Origin of the sequence: Scandinavium manionii, assembly GCF_024764775.1 — a bacterium.
GTDB classification, from domain to species: Bacteria; Pseudomonadota; Gammaproteobacteria; order Enterobacterales; family Enterobacteriaceae; genus Scandinavium; species Scandinavium manionii.
Window position 1 is genome coordinate 32,844 of the sequence record NZ_JALIGC010000031.1, and the last position, 17,504, is coordinate 50,347.

Here is a 17,504-nt window from a genome sequence, read left to right on the forward strand (position 1 = left end):
GGACAATTTCGTTAAGCTTTGCTGATAAGTTAGCGGACCAGATATCCACCATCGACGACTAATAAATGCCCATTGACGTAATCAGATGCGCGACTGGACAAATAAACCATTGCCCCCATTAAATCCTGGGTATCTCCCCAACGATTGGCGGGAATATGATCTAATACGCGCTGATTCGTTTCGGGATTACTGCGGGTTGCGGTCGTTATTTCCGTGGCGTAATAACCCGGTGCGATACCGTTGACCTGAATATTGTATTGACCCAATTCATCGCAATAGGCTTTAGTGAAGCCCGCCAGCGCATGTTTGGTTGCAGAATATGCAGGTGACCATTGACCACCCAAATAAGAAAATAATGAACAGATATTAATAATTTTCCCGTGCTTTTGCGGGATCATGATTTTTGCCGCTTCATGGCTTAATTCAAACGCCGCCGTCAGGTTGACATCGATCATCGGGTCCCAATCGGCACGGCCAAAATCCAGTACTTTGTTCAGCTTACAGATCCCGGCATTGTTCACCAGAATGTCCACTGTGCCAAAGCGTTCGCAACAAGCGGCGATAATCTTGCGCGGCGCGCCTTCAGCGGTGATATCCACCTGCATAAACTCAACCTGCACGCCCTGCTGTTCAATCAGTTCTCGGGTTTCGCCGTTGTCTTTAATGAAGCTTGGGATAAACAAATTTGCGCCAGCTTTTGCCAGTGCCATGGCGAATGCCTGGCCCAGCCCGCTGTTGCCACCGGTGACGATAGCGGTTTTTCCCTTCAGGGAGAAGAAATCCATGGAAAATGCGTTAAGTGACTCAATAGACATATTTGGCTCCATAATCCTTTAGGCAAAAAAAAAGAAAGGTGACTTCCCCCCAACTGGAGGGAAGTCACCTTTCTCATATTCTCTGGTAACTGGAGATGATTTTTAGCACAGCCCTCAAGGTACAAATGTGACGAAAATCACAGAGATGGTATTCATCTGATAAAATAATAAATAGTGAGAAGCGTGATTATTCTCACACTCGTATCGGCGCATCCATGTTATTTGTTATACCAATTACTAGAGACCATGAGAAAAGTAATCCACCTGAAAGGGCGGCTTACTTTTCTCTTTTTTTTGTCTTTTTTTCATCCAGCTAACAAGCCTTAATCATACGAGAGAGTGCTATGCAACAATCATCCTGGCGCCGTTGGATAACGCTTACCATTATTAGTTTTAGCGGTGGCGTGAGTTTTGATCTTGCCTATTTACGCTATATCTATCAAATACCCATGGCAAAATTTATGGGATTTAGCAATACAGAAATCGGGCTAATAATGAGTACTTTCGGAATAACCGCAATTATTCTTTATGCCCCAAGCGGGATTATTGCCGACAAATTTTCACATCGAAAAATGATTACCTCAGCGATGATTATCACCGGCCTGCTTGGCCTGGTGATGGCGACCTACCCGCCGCTGTGGATGATGCTGCTGATACAGGTGGCATTCGCCATTACCACCATTTTGATGCTGTGGTCGGTGTCGATCAAAGCCGCGTCGATGCTCGGTGACTGCAGTGAACAAGGTAAGATCATGGGCTGGATGGAAGGTCTGCGTGGCGTCGGCGTGATGTCGCTGGCAGTGTTCACAATGTGGGCCTTTTCTCGCTTTGCGGCGGACGACCCGAACAGCCTGAAGACGGTGATTCTGATTTACAGCGTGGTCTATATTCTGCTGGGGATCCTGTGCTGGTTCTTCGTCACTGACGGCGTGGAAAAAGGCGTTTCTGCATCATCACCGCAGAAAAAAGCCTTCCAGCTCAGCGATATCCTTTCCGTGCTGCGCATCAGCACCACCTGGTATTGCAGCATGATCATCTTCGGCGTCTACACCATCTACGCGATCCTCAGTTATTCCACTAACTACCTGACCGAAATGTACGGCATGACGCTGGTGGCGGCGAGCTATATGGGGATCGTCATCAATAAAATTTTCCGCGCTTTTTGCGGCCCGTTGGGCGGGATCATTACCACCTACAGCCGGGTGAAATCGCCGACGCGCGTCATCCAGATCCTGTCAGTGGTTAGCGCCCTGACGCTGCTGGCATTGCTGACGACCAACAACAATCCGCAGTCGGTGGCAGTCGGAATTGGCCTTATTTTGCTGCTGGCTTTTACTTGCTACGCCTCGCGTGGACTCTATTTCGCCTGCCCGGGTGAAGCGAGGACACCGACGTTCATTATGGGCACTACTGTCGGGATTTGCTCGGTGGTTGGCTTCCTGCCGGATGTCTTTGTGTACCCTATCGTCGGTCATTGGCAGGATACCCTGCCCGCCGCCGAGGCCTATCGCAATATGTGGCTAATGGGCCTGGCCGCGGTGTGTCTGGTCATCGTCTTTACTTTCCTGTTGTTCAGGAAAATCCGTGCCGTGAGCCGTGAGCCCGAAAACGTACTGTCGCTGACAACCGAAATGGCTGGCAAGTGACGGTGGCAATGTTAAAGGAGAAGGACAATGTCTAAGCAATACATCATTGGAATTGATGGCGGGAGTCAGAGTACGAAGGTAGTGATGTACGACCTCAAGGGGAACGTGGTGTGCGAAGGCAAAGGCCTGCTGCAGCCTATGTTTACTCCGGATGCCGATACTGTTGAGCATCCTGACGATGACCTCTGGACCTCACTGTGCGCGGCCGGGAAAGATTTGATGCGCCAGTTTGGCGGTAAGCCCGAAGAGATTGTCGGCATTGGGCTCGGATCGATTCGCTGCTGTCGCGCGCTGTTAAAAGCCGATGGCACGCCTGCCGCGCAGCTAATTAGCTGGCAGGATGCGAGGGTGACGCGTCCTTATGAGCACACGCAGAAAGATGTAGCCTATGTGACATCGTTTTCCGGCTATCTCTCGCACCGCTTAACCGGCGAACGCAAAGACAATATAGCCAATTACTTTGGCCAGTGGCCGGTTGATTATAAAACCTGGGACTGGAGCGACGACAAAGCGGTATTTGAGAAATTTAATATCCCGCGTGAAATGCTGTTTGATGTGCAAATGCCGGGCACGGTTCTGGGCCACATCACCGCCGAAGCCGCAAGACTGACCGGCTTCCCACAGGGTCTTCCGGTGGTGTGCAGCACCAGCGATAAGGCGGTAGAAGCACTCGGCGCGGGCCTGCTGGATGATGAAACCGCGGTGATTTCATTAGGTACCTATATCGCGCTGATGATGAACGGCAAAGCGCTACCGAAAGACCCGCAGGCGTACTGGCCGATTATGTCGTCGATTCCGGAAACCCTGCTGTATGAGGGCTACGGCATTCGCAAAGGGATGTGGACGGTGAGCTGGCTGCGCGACATGCTCGGCGACTCGCTGATTCAGGATGCTCATTCGCAGGGTATTTCGCCGGAAGATTTACTCAACCAGAAAGCCTGCCACGTACCGCCGGGCTGCGACGGCCTGATGACCGTCCTCGACTGGCTGACCAACCCGTGGGAGCCGTACAAACGCGGGATCATGATAGGCTTTAACGCCACCATGGATTACGCGTGGATTTATCGCTCGATTCTGGAAAGCATCGCCCTGACGCTGAAAAACAACTACGACAATATGTGTCACGAACGTCAACATGTTGCGAAGCAGGTGATCATCACCGGCGGCGGCTCAAACAGCGATTTGTTTATGCAGATTTTTGCTGACGTTTTTAACCTACCCACCAAACGCAACGTGATTAACGGCTGTGCCAGCCTTGGAGCGGCTATCAATACGGCGGTAGGTCTGGGGCTGTATTCGTCTTATCAGCAGGCGGTCGAAAATATGGTGCGGGTCAAAGATGTGTTTACGCCGGTCGCCGCGCATGCTGCACGTTACGAAGCGATGAATAAAGGCATCTTTCAAGAACTGACTCAACACACCGATCCTATTCTGAAAAAATCGTACGCGGTGTTTCATGGCAAGCTGGATAAGGTCGATGCCATTCAGAGTTGGTCGAACGCGTAAAGAAGGCAAAAGCGCCGGGCAAAACCCGGCGTTTTTTGTCAGGCGATATTGAGGTATTTGTGGGTCTGCATCGACAAACGCCAGTTGCGCGCGATACAGGTTTCAATGCACAGACGCGTCGCGTCATCTTTCTGGCTGATGGGCTGCAGGGCGATAACGCGCTGCTTATCGTCACTCAGGGTCTCCAGCAGTTCGTCCAGCGCTTCGATGTCGCGCACGCGGCCAACCGGGTGTTTAATCTCGTCAGCGCGATGCAGCGCCTGGGACAGCACTTCGTATCCACCCCGCATATTCACCTTCGGCGACACCGTAACCCAGGTCGCGTGTGAACAACGCACCTCATGGGTGCCGCTGGTTTCAATCTGGCAGCTATAGCCATTATGCTCGAGCAGCGACGTCAGCGGCGTTAAGTCGTGAATGCACGGCTCGCCGCCAGTGATCACCACATGACGCGCGGTCCAGCCCTGACGGGTGATAGCGGTCAGCAAGTCTTCCGGCGTACCGGCGCCCCATTTGTCACTCTCTTTGGTTTTCGCCAGAATGCTGAACAGAGACACTTCCCGATCTTCAAGCATGTCCCAGGTATGTTTGGTATCACACCACGCACAGCCAACCGGGCATCCCTGCAGTCGAATAAAAATGGCGGGAACGCCGGTGAAGTAACCCTCGCCTTGCAGGGTCTGGAACATTTCGTTAATCGGGTACTGCATAGTCATCTCTAAGAAGGGAGTAAAGAGTAAGTATCGCAGATTTGGCGCGCCACGGCGAGACAAGCAGCTGCCCCGCCGCGTTTTCCAGGCAATAAAAAAACCCGCCGAAGCGGGTTTTATTAGAGTAAAGCGACAGTAATGAATTACTGACCTTTGATCTCTTTCAGACCGTTGTACGGTGCTTTTTCGCCCAGTGCTTCTTCGATACGAATCAGCTGGTTGTATTTAGCAACACGGTCAGAACGGCTCATGGAACCGGTTTTGATCTGGCCTGCAGCAGTACCCACCGCCAGGTCAGCGATGGTTGCATCTTCAGTTTCACCGGAACGGTGAGAGATAACTGCAGTGTAGCCAGCGTCTTTAGCCATCTTGATTGCAGCCAGAGTTTCGGTCAGGGAACCGATCTGGTTGAATTTGATCAGGATGGAGTTAACGATGCCTTTGTCGATGCCTTCTTTCAGGATCTTGGTGTTGGTTACGAACAGATCGTCACCAACCAGCTGGATTTTGTCGCCCAGCACTTTGGTCTGGTATGCGAAACCATCCCAATCAGATTCGTCCAGACCATCTTCGATGGAAACGATCGGATACTGCTTGGTCAGATCTTCCAGGAAGTGGGTGAATTCTTCGGAGGTGAAAGCTTTGTTGCCTTCGCCAGCCAGAACGTATTTACCGTCTTTGTAGAATTCAGAAGCAGCACAGTCCATCGCCAGAGTGATGTCTTTGCCCAGCTCGTAGCCCGCTGCTTTAACTGCTTCAGCGATTACAGCCAGTGCTTCAGCGTTGGAACCCAGGTTTGGCGCATAGCCACCTTCGTCACCAACTGCAGTGTTCATACCTTTAGCTTTCAGAACTTTAGCCAGGTTATGGAACACTTCGGAACCCATACGAACGGCTTCTTTCAGGGATTTCGCGCCAACTGGCTGAATCATGAATTCCTGAATATCAACGTTGTTGTCTGCGTGCTCACCACCGTTGATGATGTTCATCATCGGAACCGGCATGGAGTATTTGCCTGGGGTGCCGTTCAGTTCAGCGATGTGTTCGAACAGCGGCTGACCTTTAGAAGCTGCAGCAGCTTTGGCGTTAGCCAGAGACACAGCCAGGATCGCGTTAGCGCCGAAGTTAGATTTGTTTTCAGTACCGTCCAGATCGATCATGATCTTGTCGATGCCAGCCTGATCTTTGGCATCTTTGCCAAGGATAGCCTGAGCGATTGGGCCGTTTACAGCACCAACAGCTTTCAGTACGCCTTTACCCATGAAACGGGATTTGTCACCATCGCGCAGCTCCAGAGCTTCGCGGGAACCAGTAGATGCACCTGATGGCGCAGCTGCCATACCGACGAAACCACCTTCCAGGTGTACTTCGGCTTCAACAGTCGGGTTACCACGGGAGTCGATGATTTCACGACCGATGACTTTAACGATTTTGGACATTAGGTTTTCCTCAGTACAAGTTAAACTAAAACTCCAGACAAACAACGCCCCAAATCAGGGGCGCTGCCGTTCTAACTTTTTTACTTCGCCTGACGCTTCTGATACTCGCTAGCGGCTTTCACGAAGCCTGCAAACAGCGGATGCCCATCACGCGGCGTAGAAGTAAACTCCGGATGGAACTGACAGGCAACGAACCATGGGTGGTTCGGAACCTCGATGATCTCGACCAACTGATCATCCCCGGAACGGCCTGCAATACGCAGACCCGCAGCTTCAATCTGTTTCAACAGCATATTGTTGACTTCATAGCGGTGACGGTGACGCTCGGTGATGGTCTCATCGCCGTACATCTTGCGAACCAGGCTGTCGTCGCTGAGCTGGCAGGCCTGAGCCCCCAGACGCATTGTGCCGCCGAGATCGCTTTTCTCAGTACGCACTTCGACATTCCCGTTTTCATCACGCCATTCGGTGATAAGGGCCACAACCGGGTACTTACAGTCTGGCACAAATTCCGTCGAGTTGGCGTTTTCCATCCCGACTACGTTACGAGCGAACTCGATCAACGCAACCTGCATACCCAGGCAGATGCCCAGATAAGGAATATTGTTTTCACGCGCAAAGCGTGCGGTGGCGATTTTGCCTTCAACACCACGGTAGCCGAAGCCGCCAGGGATCAGAATAGCATCAAGACCTTTCAGAATTTCGACACCACGTGTTTCAACATCTTGCGAATCGATAAGCTTGATGTTGACGGTAACGCGGTTTTTCAGGCCACCGTGTTTCAGCGCTTCGATAACTGACTTATAGGCGTCCGGCAGTTCAATGTACTTGCCGACCATACCGATAGTCACTTCGCCTGCCGGGTTAGCTTCTTCGTAGATAACCTGTTCCCATTCTGACAGATTAGCTTCCGGACAGTTCAAGCTGAATCGTTTACAAATATAATCGTCCAGACCCTGTGATTTCAACAGGCCCGGGATTTTATAAATGGAATCGACGTCTTTCAGAGAAATAACAGCCTTTTCTGGAACGTTACAGAACAAAGCGATTTTCGCACGTTCGTTGGCCGGAACGGCACGATCGGAGCGACAAATCAGAATATCCGGCTGAATACCGATGGAGAGCAGCTCTTTTACAGAGTGCTGAGTCGGTTTGGTTTTCACTTCACCCGCAGCGGCCATGTATGGCACCAGGGTCAGGTGCATAAACAGCGTGTTTTCACGGCCGACTTCAACCGCCAGCTGGCGAATCGCTTCGAGGAACGGCAGTGATTCAATATCACCGACGGTACCACCGACTTCAACCAGCACCACGTCGTGGCCTTCGGCCCCGGCGATGACACGCTCTTTAATGGCGTTAGTGATGTGCGGAATAACCTGGACGGTTGCGCCCAGATAATCACCCCGGCGCTCTTTACGCAGAACGTCAGAGTAAATACGACCAGTAGTGAAGTTGTTACGACGCGTCATTTTAGTGCGAATGAAACGCTCGTAGTGGCCCAGGTCCAGGTCGGTTTCAGCGCCGTCTTCAGTAACGAACACTTCCCCGTGTTGGATAGGACTCATGGTCCCCGGATCGACGTTGATATACGGATCCAGTTTCATCATGGTCACGTTAAGGCCACGGGCTTCGAGAATAGCTGCGAGGGATGCGGCTGCAATGCCTTTACCCAGAGAGGATACGACCCCGCCGGTCACAAAAATATAGTTCGTTGTCATGCTGAACCTGAGAAGTTAGGTTGGAATGATGGAATAACCAAGACGGGAAAGTAGTATACCCGAACACGGCGAGTGCCACAAACATTCATTCTCCGTCTCCATTCCAGGCTCAGACAAACATAAGGAGTGAGAAAATAGCCCCTTTTGCGTAAATGTTTTTGACGTAAATCAAGCGCTTGTCATTTTAAAAATCACACAAATCGCGCTTGATCGCAAAAAACTGTTAGAGATCAGATTCCTGCCGTTTTACCTCTTGCCATACACTTTCCATCACTTCCAGGTCGATCCCGGTCATTTCAAGGCCTCGCTCAGCAACAATCCTTTCCACTTCGCGGAAACGACGCTCAAATTTGAGGTTCGCTTTTTGCAGCGCAACTTCAGCTTTGACCCCTAAATGACGCGATAAATTGACCGTCGCAAACAGCAGATCGCCCATTTCCTCTTCGACCTTTGCTTCGTCGACCACAGCCTGTTTAGCTTCATGCATCACTTCGTCGATTTCTTCATAGACTTTGTCGAGTACCGGGCCCAGCGTTGTCCAGTCAAAACCGACCGTCGACACGCGTTTCTGGATTTTATGGGAACGCATCAACGCAGGCAGGCTGTGCGGGATGTCGTCGAGAGCTGAATGCTGCGATTTCTCCGCACGCTCGGCGGTTTTGATTTGCTCCCAACGCGTCAGCACTTCAGTGCTGTTCGCGGCGGTGGCATCCGCAAAAATGTGTGGATGACGGCGCTCCAGCTTGTCGCTGATGGCGGCACAGATATCGTTAAAATCAAAGCGCCCTTCTTCCTGTGCCATTTGCGCATAAAACACCACCTGAAACAGCAGGTCGCCGAGCTCACCACGTAGATCTTCAAAATCTTCACGGCTGATGGCATCCAGCACTTCGTAGGTTTCTTCGAGGGTGTAAGGCGCGATAGTCGCGAAAGTCTGCTCTTTGTCCCACGGACAGCCGGTTTCCGGGTCACGCAGGCGTTTCATGATGCCGAGCAGGCGGTCGATTTGAGTCATGGTAAGTCCTTGAAAAGTAGGTCCGGAAAAAAACGCGCCGCCGGACATTTTGTACGGCGTCCGGCGGCGCTGATTGCAGAGAAAATTAACCGCCGTGCAAACGACGCGCGTCGATCACGTCCGGTACCTGGTTCAGTTTGCCAAGCACGCGGCCCAGCACCTGCAGGTTGTAGATTTCGATGGTCATGTCGATGGTGGCGAGCTGTTGTTTGGTGTCGCTGCGACTCGCCACGCCAAGTACGTTGACCTTCTCGTTGGCGAGGATGGTGGTGATATCACGCAGCAGACCGCTGCGGTCGTTGGCCTGCACGCGCACCACCAGCGAATAGCCTGAGGAATAGCTTTCCCCCCAGACCGCATCAACGATGCGCTCCGGCGCGTGGGATTGCAGTTCCACCAGCTGATCGCAGTCGGCACGGTGCACGGAAATCCCGCGGCCCTGGGTGATGAAGCCGATAATCTCGTCGCCAGGAATGGGCTGGCAGCAGCGCGCAATGTGATGCATCAGATTACCGACGCCTTCCACCACTACGCGACCGTCATCTTTTTTACGGCTGTGCGGATTGTAGGTTTTCTGCTGCAGTTGCTTCAGCGCGGCGGCATCCTGTTCGGCGGCACTCGGCTTGTTAAACTGCGACTGCAGGAAGTTCACCATCTGGTTGAGACGAATATCGCCGCCGCCAATGGCCGCCAGCAGTTCGTCGAGATCGTTGAAGTTATAGCGCGGCAGCAGCTGCTTTTCTGCTTCCTTCAGGCTGATCCCGAGATGCGCCAGTTCGTCGTCGAGGATCTGACGTCCGGCGAGGATGTTTTTGTCGCGATCCTGCTTGCGGAACCAGGCGTGAATTTTTGAACGTCCGCGGCTGGTCGTGACGTAGCCCAGGTTCGGGTTCAGCCAGTCGCGGCTTGGGTTCGGTTGCTTCTGTGTGATGATTTCAATCTGATCGCCCATCTGCAACTGATAGGTAAACGGCACGATGCGACCGCCGATTTTCGCACCGATGCAGCGGTGCCCCACATCGCTGTGGATGTGGTAGGCAAAGTCGAGCGGCGTGGAGCCTGCAGGCAGGTCAACCACGTCACCTTTCGGGGTAAATACGTAAACCCGGTCGTCGAACACCTGGCTGCGCAGTTCGTCGAGCATTTCGCCTGAATCGGCCATCTCTTCCTGCCACGCAATCAGCTTACGCAGCCAGGCAATACGGTCTTCGTGACCGCGCGCGCCGCTGGACGCCGCGCCCTCTTTGTATTTCCAGTGCGCCGCCACGCCAAGCTCAGACTCTTCATGCATCTGACGCGTACGGATTTGAATCTCCACCGTTTTCCCATCGGGGCCTAACACCACGGTGTGAATCGACTGATAGCCGTTCGGTTTCGGGTTCGCCACGTAATCGTCGAACTCATCTGGCAGATGGCGGAAAAGGGTATGGACGATGCCCAGCGCCGCGTAGCAGTCCTGCAAACGTTCGGCGACGATACGCACCGCGCGCACATCGAACAGCTCGTCAAACGCCAGATGCTTCTTCTGCATTTTGCGCCAGATGCTGTAGATGTGTTTCGGTCGGCCGTACACTTCCGCCTTCACGCCCTCTTCCTTGATTGAGGCACGCAGCGTGCCGACGAACTCATCGATGTAATGTTCGCGATCGATACGGCGTTCGTGCAGCAGCTTGGCAATGCGCTTGTATTCCGCGGGATGCAGATAGCGGAAGCAGTAATCTTCCAGCTCCCATTTCAACTGACCAATACCGAGTCGGTTGGCCAGTGGGGCGTAGATGTTGGTACATTCTTTCGCCGCCAGCACGCGTTCATCTTCCGGCGCATCTTTCACTTCACGCAGGTGCGCAATACGCTCGGCGAGCTTGATGACCACGCAGCGGAAATCGTCAACCATCGCCAGCAGCATGCGGCGAACGTTATCGACCTGTTCTGAAGAGACGGAATCGTTATGGGTGGCTTTCAGCTGGCGAATGGCGGCCATATCGCGCACGCCGTGGATAAGCGTGACGATAGATTTACCGGCGCTCTCTTCCAGCTTTTCTTCGCTGACCACGTCGCTCACCACCAGCGGGAACAACAGCGCCGCCCGCAGTGAATCGATATCCATGTTCAGCATGGAGAGGATTTCAACCATCTCAACGCCGCGCCACAGCAGCAGCCCGGCATCAGGATGATCAAGGGTTTGTTCGCGACAATAGGTCCATGTCTCGGCTAAGCGTTCACACGACTGCTGGCTGGAAATTCCCAGGCTTGCTATCCATTTAACTGGATCAAACTCACCAGCTTTATTGAGATGTGCACTGCGTACCGCAACCATTGTCCTCTCCTTTAGGGACGGGGCCTGTCGGATTCGACAAGCCTTGATTCATTATTTGTGCTCGAACAGCACCATCGACTCCAGGTGCCCAGTGTGCGGGAACATGTCCAGCATTGCCAGACGCTGAATTTGATAGCCCGCCGCCAGCAGCACTTCGCTATCACGCGCCAGCGTCGCCGGATTACAGGATACATACACCACCCGTGCGGGGGCTAATTTTACGACATGCTGCATCACGCCCGGTGCGCCCGCGCGCGCAGGATCGAGTAAAATTTTGTCAAAACCGTTTTGCGCCCAGGCCTGCTGGATGACGTCTTCTTCAAGATTTTCGTGGAAGAAGGTCACATTGTGCAGGTTATTCTGTACTGCGTTCTGCTGGCCTTTCTCAACCAGCTCGGGCACGCCTTCCACGCCCACCACGCTTGCCGCGCGTTTTGCTAGCGGCAGCGTAAAGTTGCCCATCCCGCAAAACAGATCCAAAACGCGGTCCTGGGGCTGAACATCAAGCCACGCCAGCGCCGTTTCAACCATCCGCTGATTCACGCCGTCGTTGACCTGAATAAAATCGCGCGGACTGAACGTTAAGCGTAGCCCGTCTGAACTGTACCAGGGCAATTCACCGTTAACGTGTTCAACGCTATCACTTTGCGGTGCCAGCCACAGGGCCAGCTGGTGTGAATGCGAAAACTGTTCCAGTTTTGCTTTATCGGCCGCCGAAAGTGGCGCGGTATGGCGCAACACCATCAGCGGACCGTTATCAGCCTGCACCAATTCCACGTGCCCTAAATGACGAACAGCCGAAAGCGATGCCAGGCAGTCGCGCAGTGCAGGCAGCAGTGCCTCAAGAGTGGGCACCAGCACAGGGCATTGCGTGACCTCGACGATATCGTTCGAGCCAGCCTTACGAAAACCCATCTGCAAATGCTGGGTCTTCGGTTGATAATTCACGCTTAGACGTGCACGACGGCGGTAGCCCCACGGCGTCGCCGAGAGTACATCATCCACGTCATGTTTCATCATACGTGCCAGCGCCGCCTGCTTGCTGCGCTGTTGCAGTGCCACGCTGGCATGTTGCTGCTGGCACCCACCGCATACGCCAAAATGCGGGCAGCGCGGCTTTTCGCGTTCCGGGCTGTCGTTCAGTCGACGTTTTACCTGTCCGCGCGCATACTGTTTTTTATCTTCGGTGATGCGAATTTCCGCGCCCTCATCGGGCAGCAAGCCGTTGATAAACAGTGTTTTCCCGTTATGGTGCGCTACCCCCTGGCCGAAAGGGTCAAGGTCGCTCACCGTCACGGTTATGATCTCGCGCGTCGTCACGCGGCGTTTTGCAGAGTAGAATTGCGCCATTCAGAGATTTTTCTCAAACGAAGTATGTTAACCCTGATTCTCCCATAACGGACCTCCATGACCAACTACAGCCTGCGCGCTCGCATGATGATCCTGATCCTGGCCCCGACCGTCCTGATCGGTTTGCTGCTCAGCATCTTCTTTGTCGTTCACCGCTATCATGATCTGCAGCGTCAGTTGGAAGACGCCGGGGCCAGCATCATTGAGCCGCTCGCGGTCTCCAGTGAATATGTCATGAACTTACAAAACCGTGAGTCAATAGGACAGCTAATCAGCGTCCTGCATCGCCGCCATTCTGACATCGTGCGGGCAATTTCGGTGTATGACGAGCACAACAGACTGTTCGTTACCTCCAACTACCATCTTGACCCGAGTGAATTGCAGCTGCCGAAAGGCGCGCCGCTCCCGAACCGCCTCAGCGTCTCGCGCAGCGGCGATACGATGATCCTGCGTACGCCAATTGTGTCCGAAAGTTATTCCCCGGATGAATCGCCGAATTCGGAAGCTAAAACGCCGATCAATACGCTCGGCTACGTAGCGCTGGAACTCGATCTGCGGTCCGTGCGGCTGCAACAATACAAAGAGATTTTCATCTCCAGCGTAATGATGCTGTTCTGTATCGGCATTGCGCTGATTTTCGGCTGGCGTCTGATGCGCGACGTCACCGGCCCGATTCGCAACATGGTGAATACCGTTGACCGCATTCGTCGTGGCCAGCTCGACAGTCGTGTGGAAGGCTTCATGCTCGGCGAACTCGATATGCTCAAGAATGGCATCAACTCGATGGCGATGTCGCTGGCGGCCTATCACGAAGAGATGCAGCACAACGTCGACCAGGCCACGTCCGATCTGCGGGAAACTCTTGAGCAGATGGAAATTCAGAACGTCGAACTGGATTTGGCGAAGAAACGCGCCCAGGAAGCGGCACGTATTAAATCTGAATTCCTCGCCAACATGTCACACGAACTGCGTACCCCGCTCAACGGCGTGATTGGGTTTACCCGACTGACGCTCAAAACCGACCTCAATTCGACCCAGCGCGACCACCTCAATACCATTGAACGCTCAGCGAACAACCTGCTGGCCATCATCAACGATGTGCTGGACTTCTCTAAACTGGAAGCCGGTAAGCTGGTTCTGGAAAGCATTCCGTTCCCGCTGCGCAATTCGCTGGATGAAGTGGTGACACTGCTCGCTCATTCAGCTCATGATAAAGGGCTTGAGCTGACGCTGAACATCAAAAGCGACGTGCCGGATAACGTCATTGGCGACCCGCTACGACTGCAGCAAGTCATTACCAATCTGGTTGGTAACGCGATTAAATTTACCGAAAATGGCAACATCGACGTGCTGGTAGAAAAACGCGCGCTGAGCAACACCAAAGTGCAAATTGAAGTGCAGATCCGCGATACCGGCATCGGTATTCCTGAGCGCGATCAGTCGCGTCTGTTCCAGGCTTTCCGCCAGGCAGATGCCAGCATTTCACGGCGCCACGGCGGGACAGGCCTGGGCCTGGTGATCACCCAGCGTTTAGTGAAAGAAATGGGTGGCGATATTTCCTTCCACAGCCAGCCAAATCGCGGTTCAACGTTCTGGTTCCACATCAATCTGGATCTCAATCCGAACGTCGTATCCGAAAGCCTGACGACCGCCTGCCTGACGGGGAAACGCCTGGCCTATGTCGAAGCCAACGCCTCCGCCGCGCAGTGCACGCTGGATATTCTGGCGACTACGCCGCTGGAGGTGGTATACAGCCCGACCTTCTCGGCGCTACCAGAAGACCGTTACGATATTCTGCTGATTGCGGTGCCGGTATCGATGCGTGATTTAAACCTGCACGCTGACAAACTCGAACAGGCCTATCGCATGACCGACTTCCTGCTGCTGGCGCTACCGTGCCACGCGCAGGTGAACGCCGAACAGCTCAAACAGAACGGCGCGGCGGCTTGTCTGCTAAAACCGTTAACCTCCACCCGCCTGCTGCCTGCGCTGACGGAATATTGCCGTGTGAATCAGACCCTGGCTGTTCCCAACGGTCAGGCCGCGCGGCTGGGTATGACGGTGATGGCGGTAGATGATAACCCGGCGAACTTAAAGCTTATCGGCGCGCTTCTGGAAGATCAGGTGCAAAACGTTGAGCTGTGCGACAGCGGTCAGGAAGCGATTAACCGCGCCAAACAGATGCAGTTCGACCTGATTCTGATGGATATTCAGATGCCAGATATGGACGGCATTCGCGCCTGCGAACTGATACACCAGCTGCCACATCAGCAGCAAACGCCAGTGATTGCGGTGACTGCCCACGCCATGGCCGGGCAAAAGGAGAAACTGCTGAGTGCCGGGATGAACGACTATCTGGCGAAGCCTATCGAAGAGAGCAAACTGCGAAACCTGCTGCTGCGCTATAAGCCAGGGCTGAGCATTCCGCAGCCTGAAGTGAACGAGCCGCACCCGCCGGTGAATCTGAATACCACCCTCGACTGGTCGCTGGCGCTGCGTCAGGCGGCCAATAAGCAAAATCTGGCGCGAGACATGCTGCATATGCTGGTCGATTTCCTGCCAGAAATCCGCAACAAAGTGGAAGAGCAACTGGTGGGTGAGAAGCCTGAGGATTTGGTGGACGCGATTCACAAACTGCATGGCAGCTGTGGTTATAGCGGCGTGCCGCGTTTAAAAAATCTTTGCCATTTGATAGAAGGCCAGCTGCGCAATGGCGTTGCGCCAGACGAACTGGAGCCGGAGTTTCTAGAACTGCTGGACGAGATGGATAACGTGGCAAGGGAAGCAAAATTGATTCTGGGGTGACGGAGTACGCTGATGCCCAAGAGGATGGGGCTGGTTCACGGATTCAGGAATGGGTGGCGCGTTTTGCCCTTCGGCTGAAGGGCAAACGGATCAGCTAAGCAGCGTGGCCCAGTGTTCAACCCACGGGTTGGAGACCGTTTCGGGTTCAGGATCTTCACTGGCGTCGATCATCAGCATTTCGCCGATACGCTGGGCGCCCTGCTCTTGCAACAACGCATCGAAGCGCTTGCCGCCACCGCAAAAATGCGAATAGGTGCTATCGCCGAGAGCGATAATACCGTAACGCAGATGCGGCTGGTACATATCGAGAATGCCTTGATACAGCGGCACAATGCTGTCCGGCAGGTCGCCCTGGCCGGTAGTGGAGGTGACCACCAGCGCATATTTCCCCTGGTAAGCTTCCCAGTCGCTGACTTCAGGATCTTCAAATACCTGTGCTTTGTGACCCTGAGCCGCGAGGATCGTCTGCGCTTCTTCCGCCACCAGCAGCGCGTTTCCGTACATGGTGCCGACAAAAATGCCTACATCCGCCATTACTTTTCTCCCTGAATCATTGAGTTATGAGGTCATCCTGACCGTTGTCCGGCGTAAACTCAACCCTTTCAACGTCGGGGAGAAGTCCACGCCAGCCGAAATGTGACATTGCCTGCATCCAGACATCATCGAGGCTCGCACGGATAACCAGTGGCTCGCCGGTAAACGGGTGCGTGAGGTGCAATTCGCTGGCGTGCAGCATTAAGCGATCGCAGCCGAAGTTTTCCGCCGCACTTCGGTTCTGGCGCAAATCGCCGTGCTTACTGTCGCCGAGGATCGGGTGACGCAGATGGCTCATGTGGCGACGCAGCTGATGCTTGCGGCCAGTTTTCGGTTCCAGCTCGACCAGACCGTATCGCGTCGTCGGGTAACGCCCGGTCGGCACCGGCATTTCAACCGTCGCCAGACCGCGATAGTGCGTCACCGCAGGCTGGGCTTCTTTGTCATCACGGGCAAATTTATCCGCGATTTTGTCCAGTTCTTCCACCAGCGGGTAGTCGAGCAATTCCTCTTCCATCAGCCAGCCGCGCACGATGGCGTGGTAGCGTTTCTGGATCTGGTGTTGCTCAAACTGCTGTGAAAGACGACGGCCCGCTTCGCTCGATAACCCCATCAGCAGGACGCCGGACGTAGGTCTGTCGAGACGATGAACGGTAAAAACATGCTGACCAATCTGGTCGCGCACGGTTTGCATGAGCACCACTTTTTCATCGCGATCGAGCCAACTGCGGTGAACTAACCAGCCTGACGGTTTATTAACGGCGACCAGCCATTCGTCCTGATAGAGGATCTCGATCATCAGTCATCCACACCCGCAAATAGGGTATCAAGCTGCTCAAGCTCCGGCAGGATGATGGCGCGGAAAGGATGGCTCGCATCCATGGCAATTTCATAATAGGGCGCAACGGCGAAGCTCTGCGGCAGCGGCTGCTCGTTGTCGATTAGCTGGTGCATGCGTGGAAGCAGCACCCATTGCAGCCACTCCAGTGGCTCCAGCGTATCCATGCAGAAAGGTTGTGTGCTTTCGAAAACGCTGGCGTCAGGTGCGGTGTCCTGCCAGTGCTGATGCTCGCGCAGCTGCGCTTCAATAGCATTCAGGCGCTGGCGAACGCGGTCGTGATGGGTCATGAAAACCTCGGAAAATACGTCGAAATGAAAATCTGTGGCGCAGGATATCATCGGTGGCGAGGAAATAAAAAAAGGGAGCACTGTTTGCACAGTGCTCCCGGTTCGTTTCGCAGCAATCCAGCTACCTTTGTTGCTCCCTGCTCATCCGTGAAAACTTTTCCTATGGTCTCCTGACCTGTTCATCCATAAACTATTGCATCCTGCTCGCACCACCCCGATGCGATTCGACTTATCCGTAAGTTTGTCCTGATCTTCCTGATCCGCCGGGCATCCTGACCGGTTCTCTTTCTCCATCCTGGAGGTGTCCGTTAACGCATCCTGCGTAATCCTTTTGCTTCGATCCAGAAGCCTGTCCTTGCAGCACCATCCTGGTGTATCCCGCTGAAACGTCATCATCCTGATGTTCGTTTCGTTTCGCGACTCCCTGTCGACGTGTATAGAATCCTCTATTACGCTTCGTCTTACAAGCCTCTTGTAAGACAACACACCTGTCTCTTTTCATATGAAAGCTAAGGTTTTTA

13 protein-coding genes are annotated in these 17,504 nt (G+C 53.7%); 3 read left to right on the forward strand and 10 right to left on the reverse strand.

What is annotated here, in order from left to right; translation table 11 throughout:
- Positions 1–29: 29 nt before the first annotated feature.
- Complete coding sequence (locus MUU51_RS02650) at positions 30–815, reverse strand: SDR family oxidoreductase (RefSeq protein ID WP_159758298.1); 786 nt, start codon at positions 813–815, stop codon at positions 30–32.
- 344 nt (positions 816–1,159) lie between these two features.
- Here MUU51_RS02650 and MUU51_RS02655 point away from each other — a divergent pair, with 344 nt between their 5' ends.
- Together MUU51_RS02655 and MUU51_RS02660 are read left to right on the forward strand one after the other, a co-directional pair.
- Positions 1,160–2,461, forward strand: coding sequence for an MFS transporter (locus MUU51_RS02655; RefSeq protein WP_258967046.1), 1,302 nt, complete (start codon positions 1,160–1,162; stop codon positions 2,459–2,461).
- Positions 2,462–2,488: 27 nt separating this feature from the next.
- Positions 2,489–3,967, forward strand: a complete 1,479-nt coding sequence (locus tag MUU51_RS02660) for an FGGY-family carbohydrate kinase (protein ID WP_258967047.1) — start codon at positions 2,489–2,491, stop codon at positions 3,965–3,967.
- Between the two features lie 38 nt (positions 3,968–4,005).
- Here MUU51_RS02660 and queE read toward each other — a convergent pair whose 3' ends face one another.
- From queE to rlmD, 6 genes are all read right to left on the reverse strand, one after another.
- On the reverse strand, positions 4,006–4,677 hold the full coding sequence (gene queE / locus MUU51_RS02665) for a 7-carboxy-7-deazaguanine synthase QueE (protein WP_159773719.1): 672 nt from the start codon (positions 4,675–4,677) through the stop codon (positions 4,006–4,008).
- A 143-nt stretch (positions 4,678–4,820) separates the two neighbouring features.
- Positions 4,821–6,116, reverse strand: coding sequence for a phosphopyruvate hydratase (gene eno, locus MUU51_RS02670; protein WP_159773721.1), 1,296 nt, complete (start codon positions 6,114–6,116; stop codon positions 4,821–4,823).
- Between the two features lie 80 nt (positions 6,117–6,196).
- Positions 6,197–7,834 carry a glutamine hydrolyzing CTP synthase gene (gene pyrG, locus MUU51_RS02675; RefSeq protein WP_159758308.1) on the reverse strand — a complete coding sequence of 546 codons (1,638 nt, stop codon included), beginning with the start codon at positions 7,832–7,834 and terminating at the stop codon, positions 6,197–6,199.
- A 223-nt stretch (positions 7,835–8,057) separates the two neighbouring features.
- Positions 8,058–8,849 (reverse strand): nucleoside triphosphate pyrophosphohydrolase, encoded by a 792-nt coding sequence (mazG, locus tag MUU51_RS02680; RefSeq protein WP_159773723.1) that lies wholly within the window; start codon positions 8,847–8,849, stop codon positions 8,058–8,060.
- Positions 8,850–8,934: 85 nt separating this feature from the next.
- Positions 8,935–11,166: a GTP diphosphokinase gene (relA, locus tag MUU51_RS02685; RefSeq protein WP_159773725.1), complete on the reverse strand. Its 2,232-nt coding sequence runs from the start codon at positions 11,164–11,166 to the stop codon at positions 8,935–8,937.
- A gap of 51 nt (positions 11,167–11,217) precedes the next feature.
- Positions 11,218–12,516, reverse strand: a complete 1,299-nt coding sequence (gene rlmD / locus MUU51_RS02690) for a 23S rRNA (uracil(1939)-C(5))-methyltransferase RlmD (protein WP_159773728.1) — start codon at positions 12,514–12,516, stop codon at positions 11,218–11,220.
- 57 nt (positions 12,517–12,573) lie between these two features.
- On the opposite strand from rlmD, the gene barA reads away from it, so the two are divergent.
- Complete coding sequence (gene barA / locus MUU51_RS02695) at positions 12,574–15,321, forward strand: two-component sensor histidine kinase BarA (protein WP_159773730.1); 2,748 nt, start codon at positions 12,574–12,576, stop codon at positions 15,319–15,321.
- 90 nt (positions 15,322–15,411) lie between these two features.
- Here barA and MUU51_RS02700 read toward each other — a convergent pair whose 3' ends face one another.
- From MUU51_RS02700 to MUU51_RS02710, 3 genes are read right to left on the reverse strand one after another with little or no spacing between them, the layout of a single operon-like run.
- A complete protein-coding gene (locus tag MUU51_RS02700) occupies positions 15,412–15,855 on the reverse strand; it encodes a flavodoxin (protein WP_258967048.1) in 444 nt (147 codons plus the stop codon).
- A 16-nt stretch (positions 15,856–15,871) separates the two neighbouring features.
- Positions 15,872–16,654, reverse strand: coding sequence for a tRNA pseudouridine(65) synthase TruC (truC, locus tag MUU51_RS02705; RefSeq protein ID WP_159773732.1), 783 nt, complete (start codon positions 16,652–16,654; stop codon positions 15,872–15,874).
- Complete coding sequence (locus MUU51_RS02710) at positions 16,654–16,983, reverse strand: YqcC family protein (RefSeq protein WP_159773734.1); 330 nt, start codon at positions 16,981–16,983, stop codon at positions 16,654–16,656. Before MUU51_RS02710 ends, truC begins: the two co-directional genes overlap by 1 nt.
- Between the last annotated feature and the right edge of the window lie 521 nt (positions 16,984–17,504).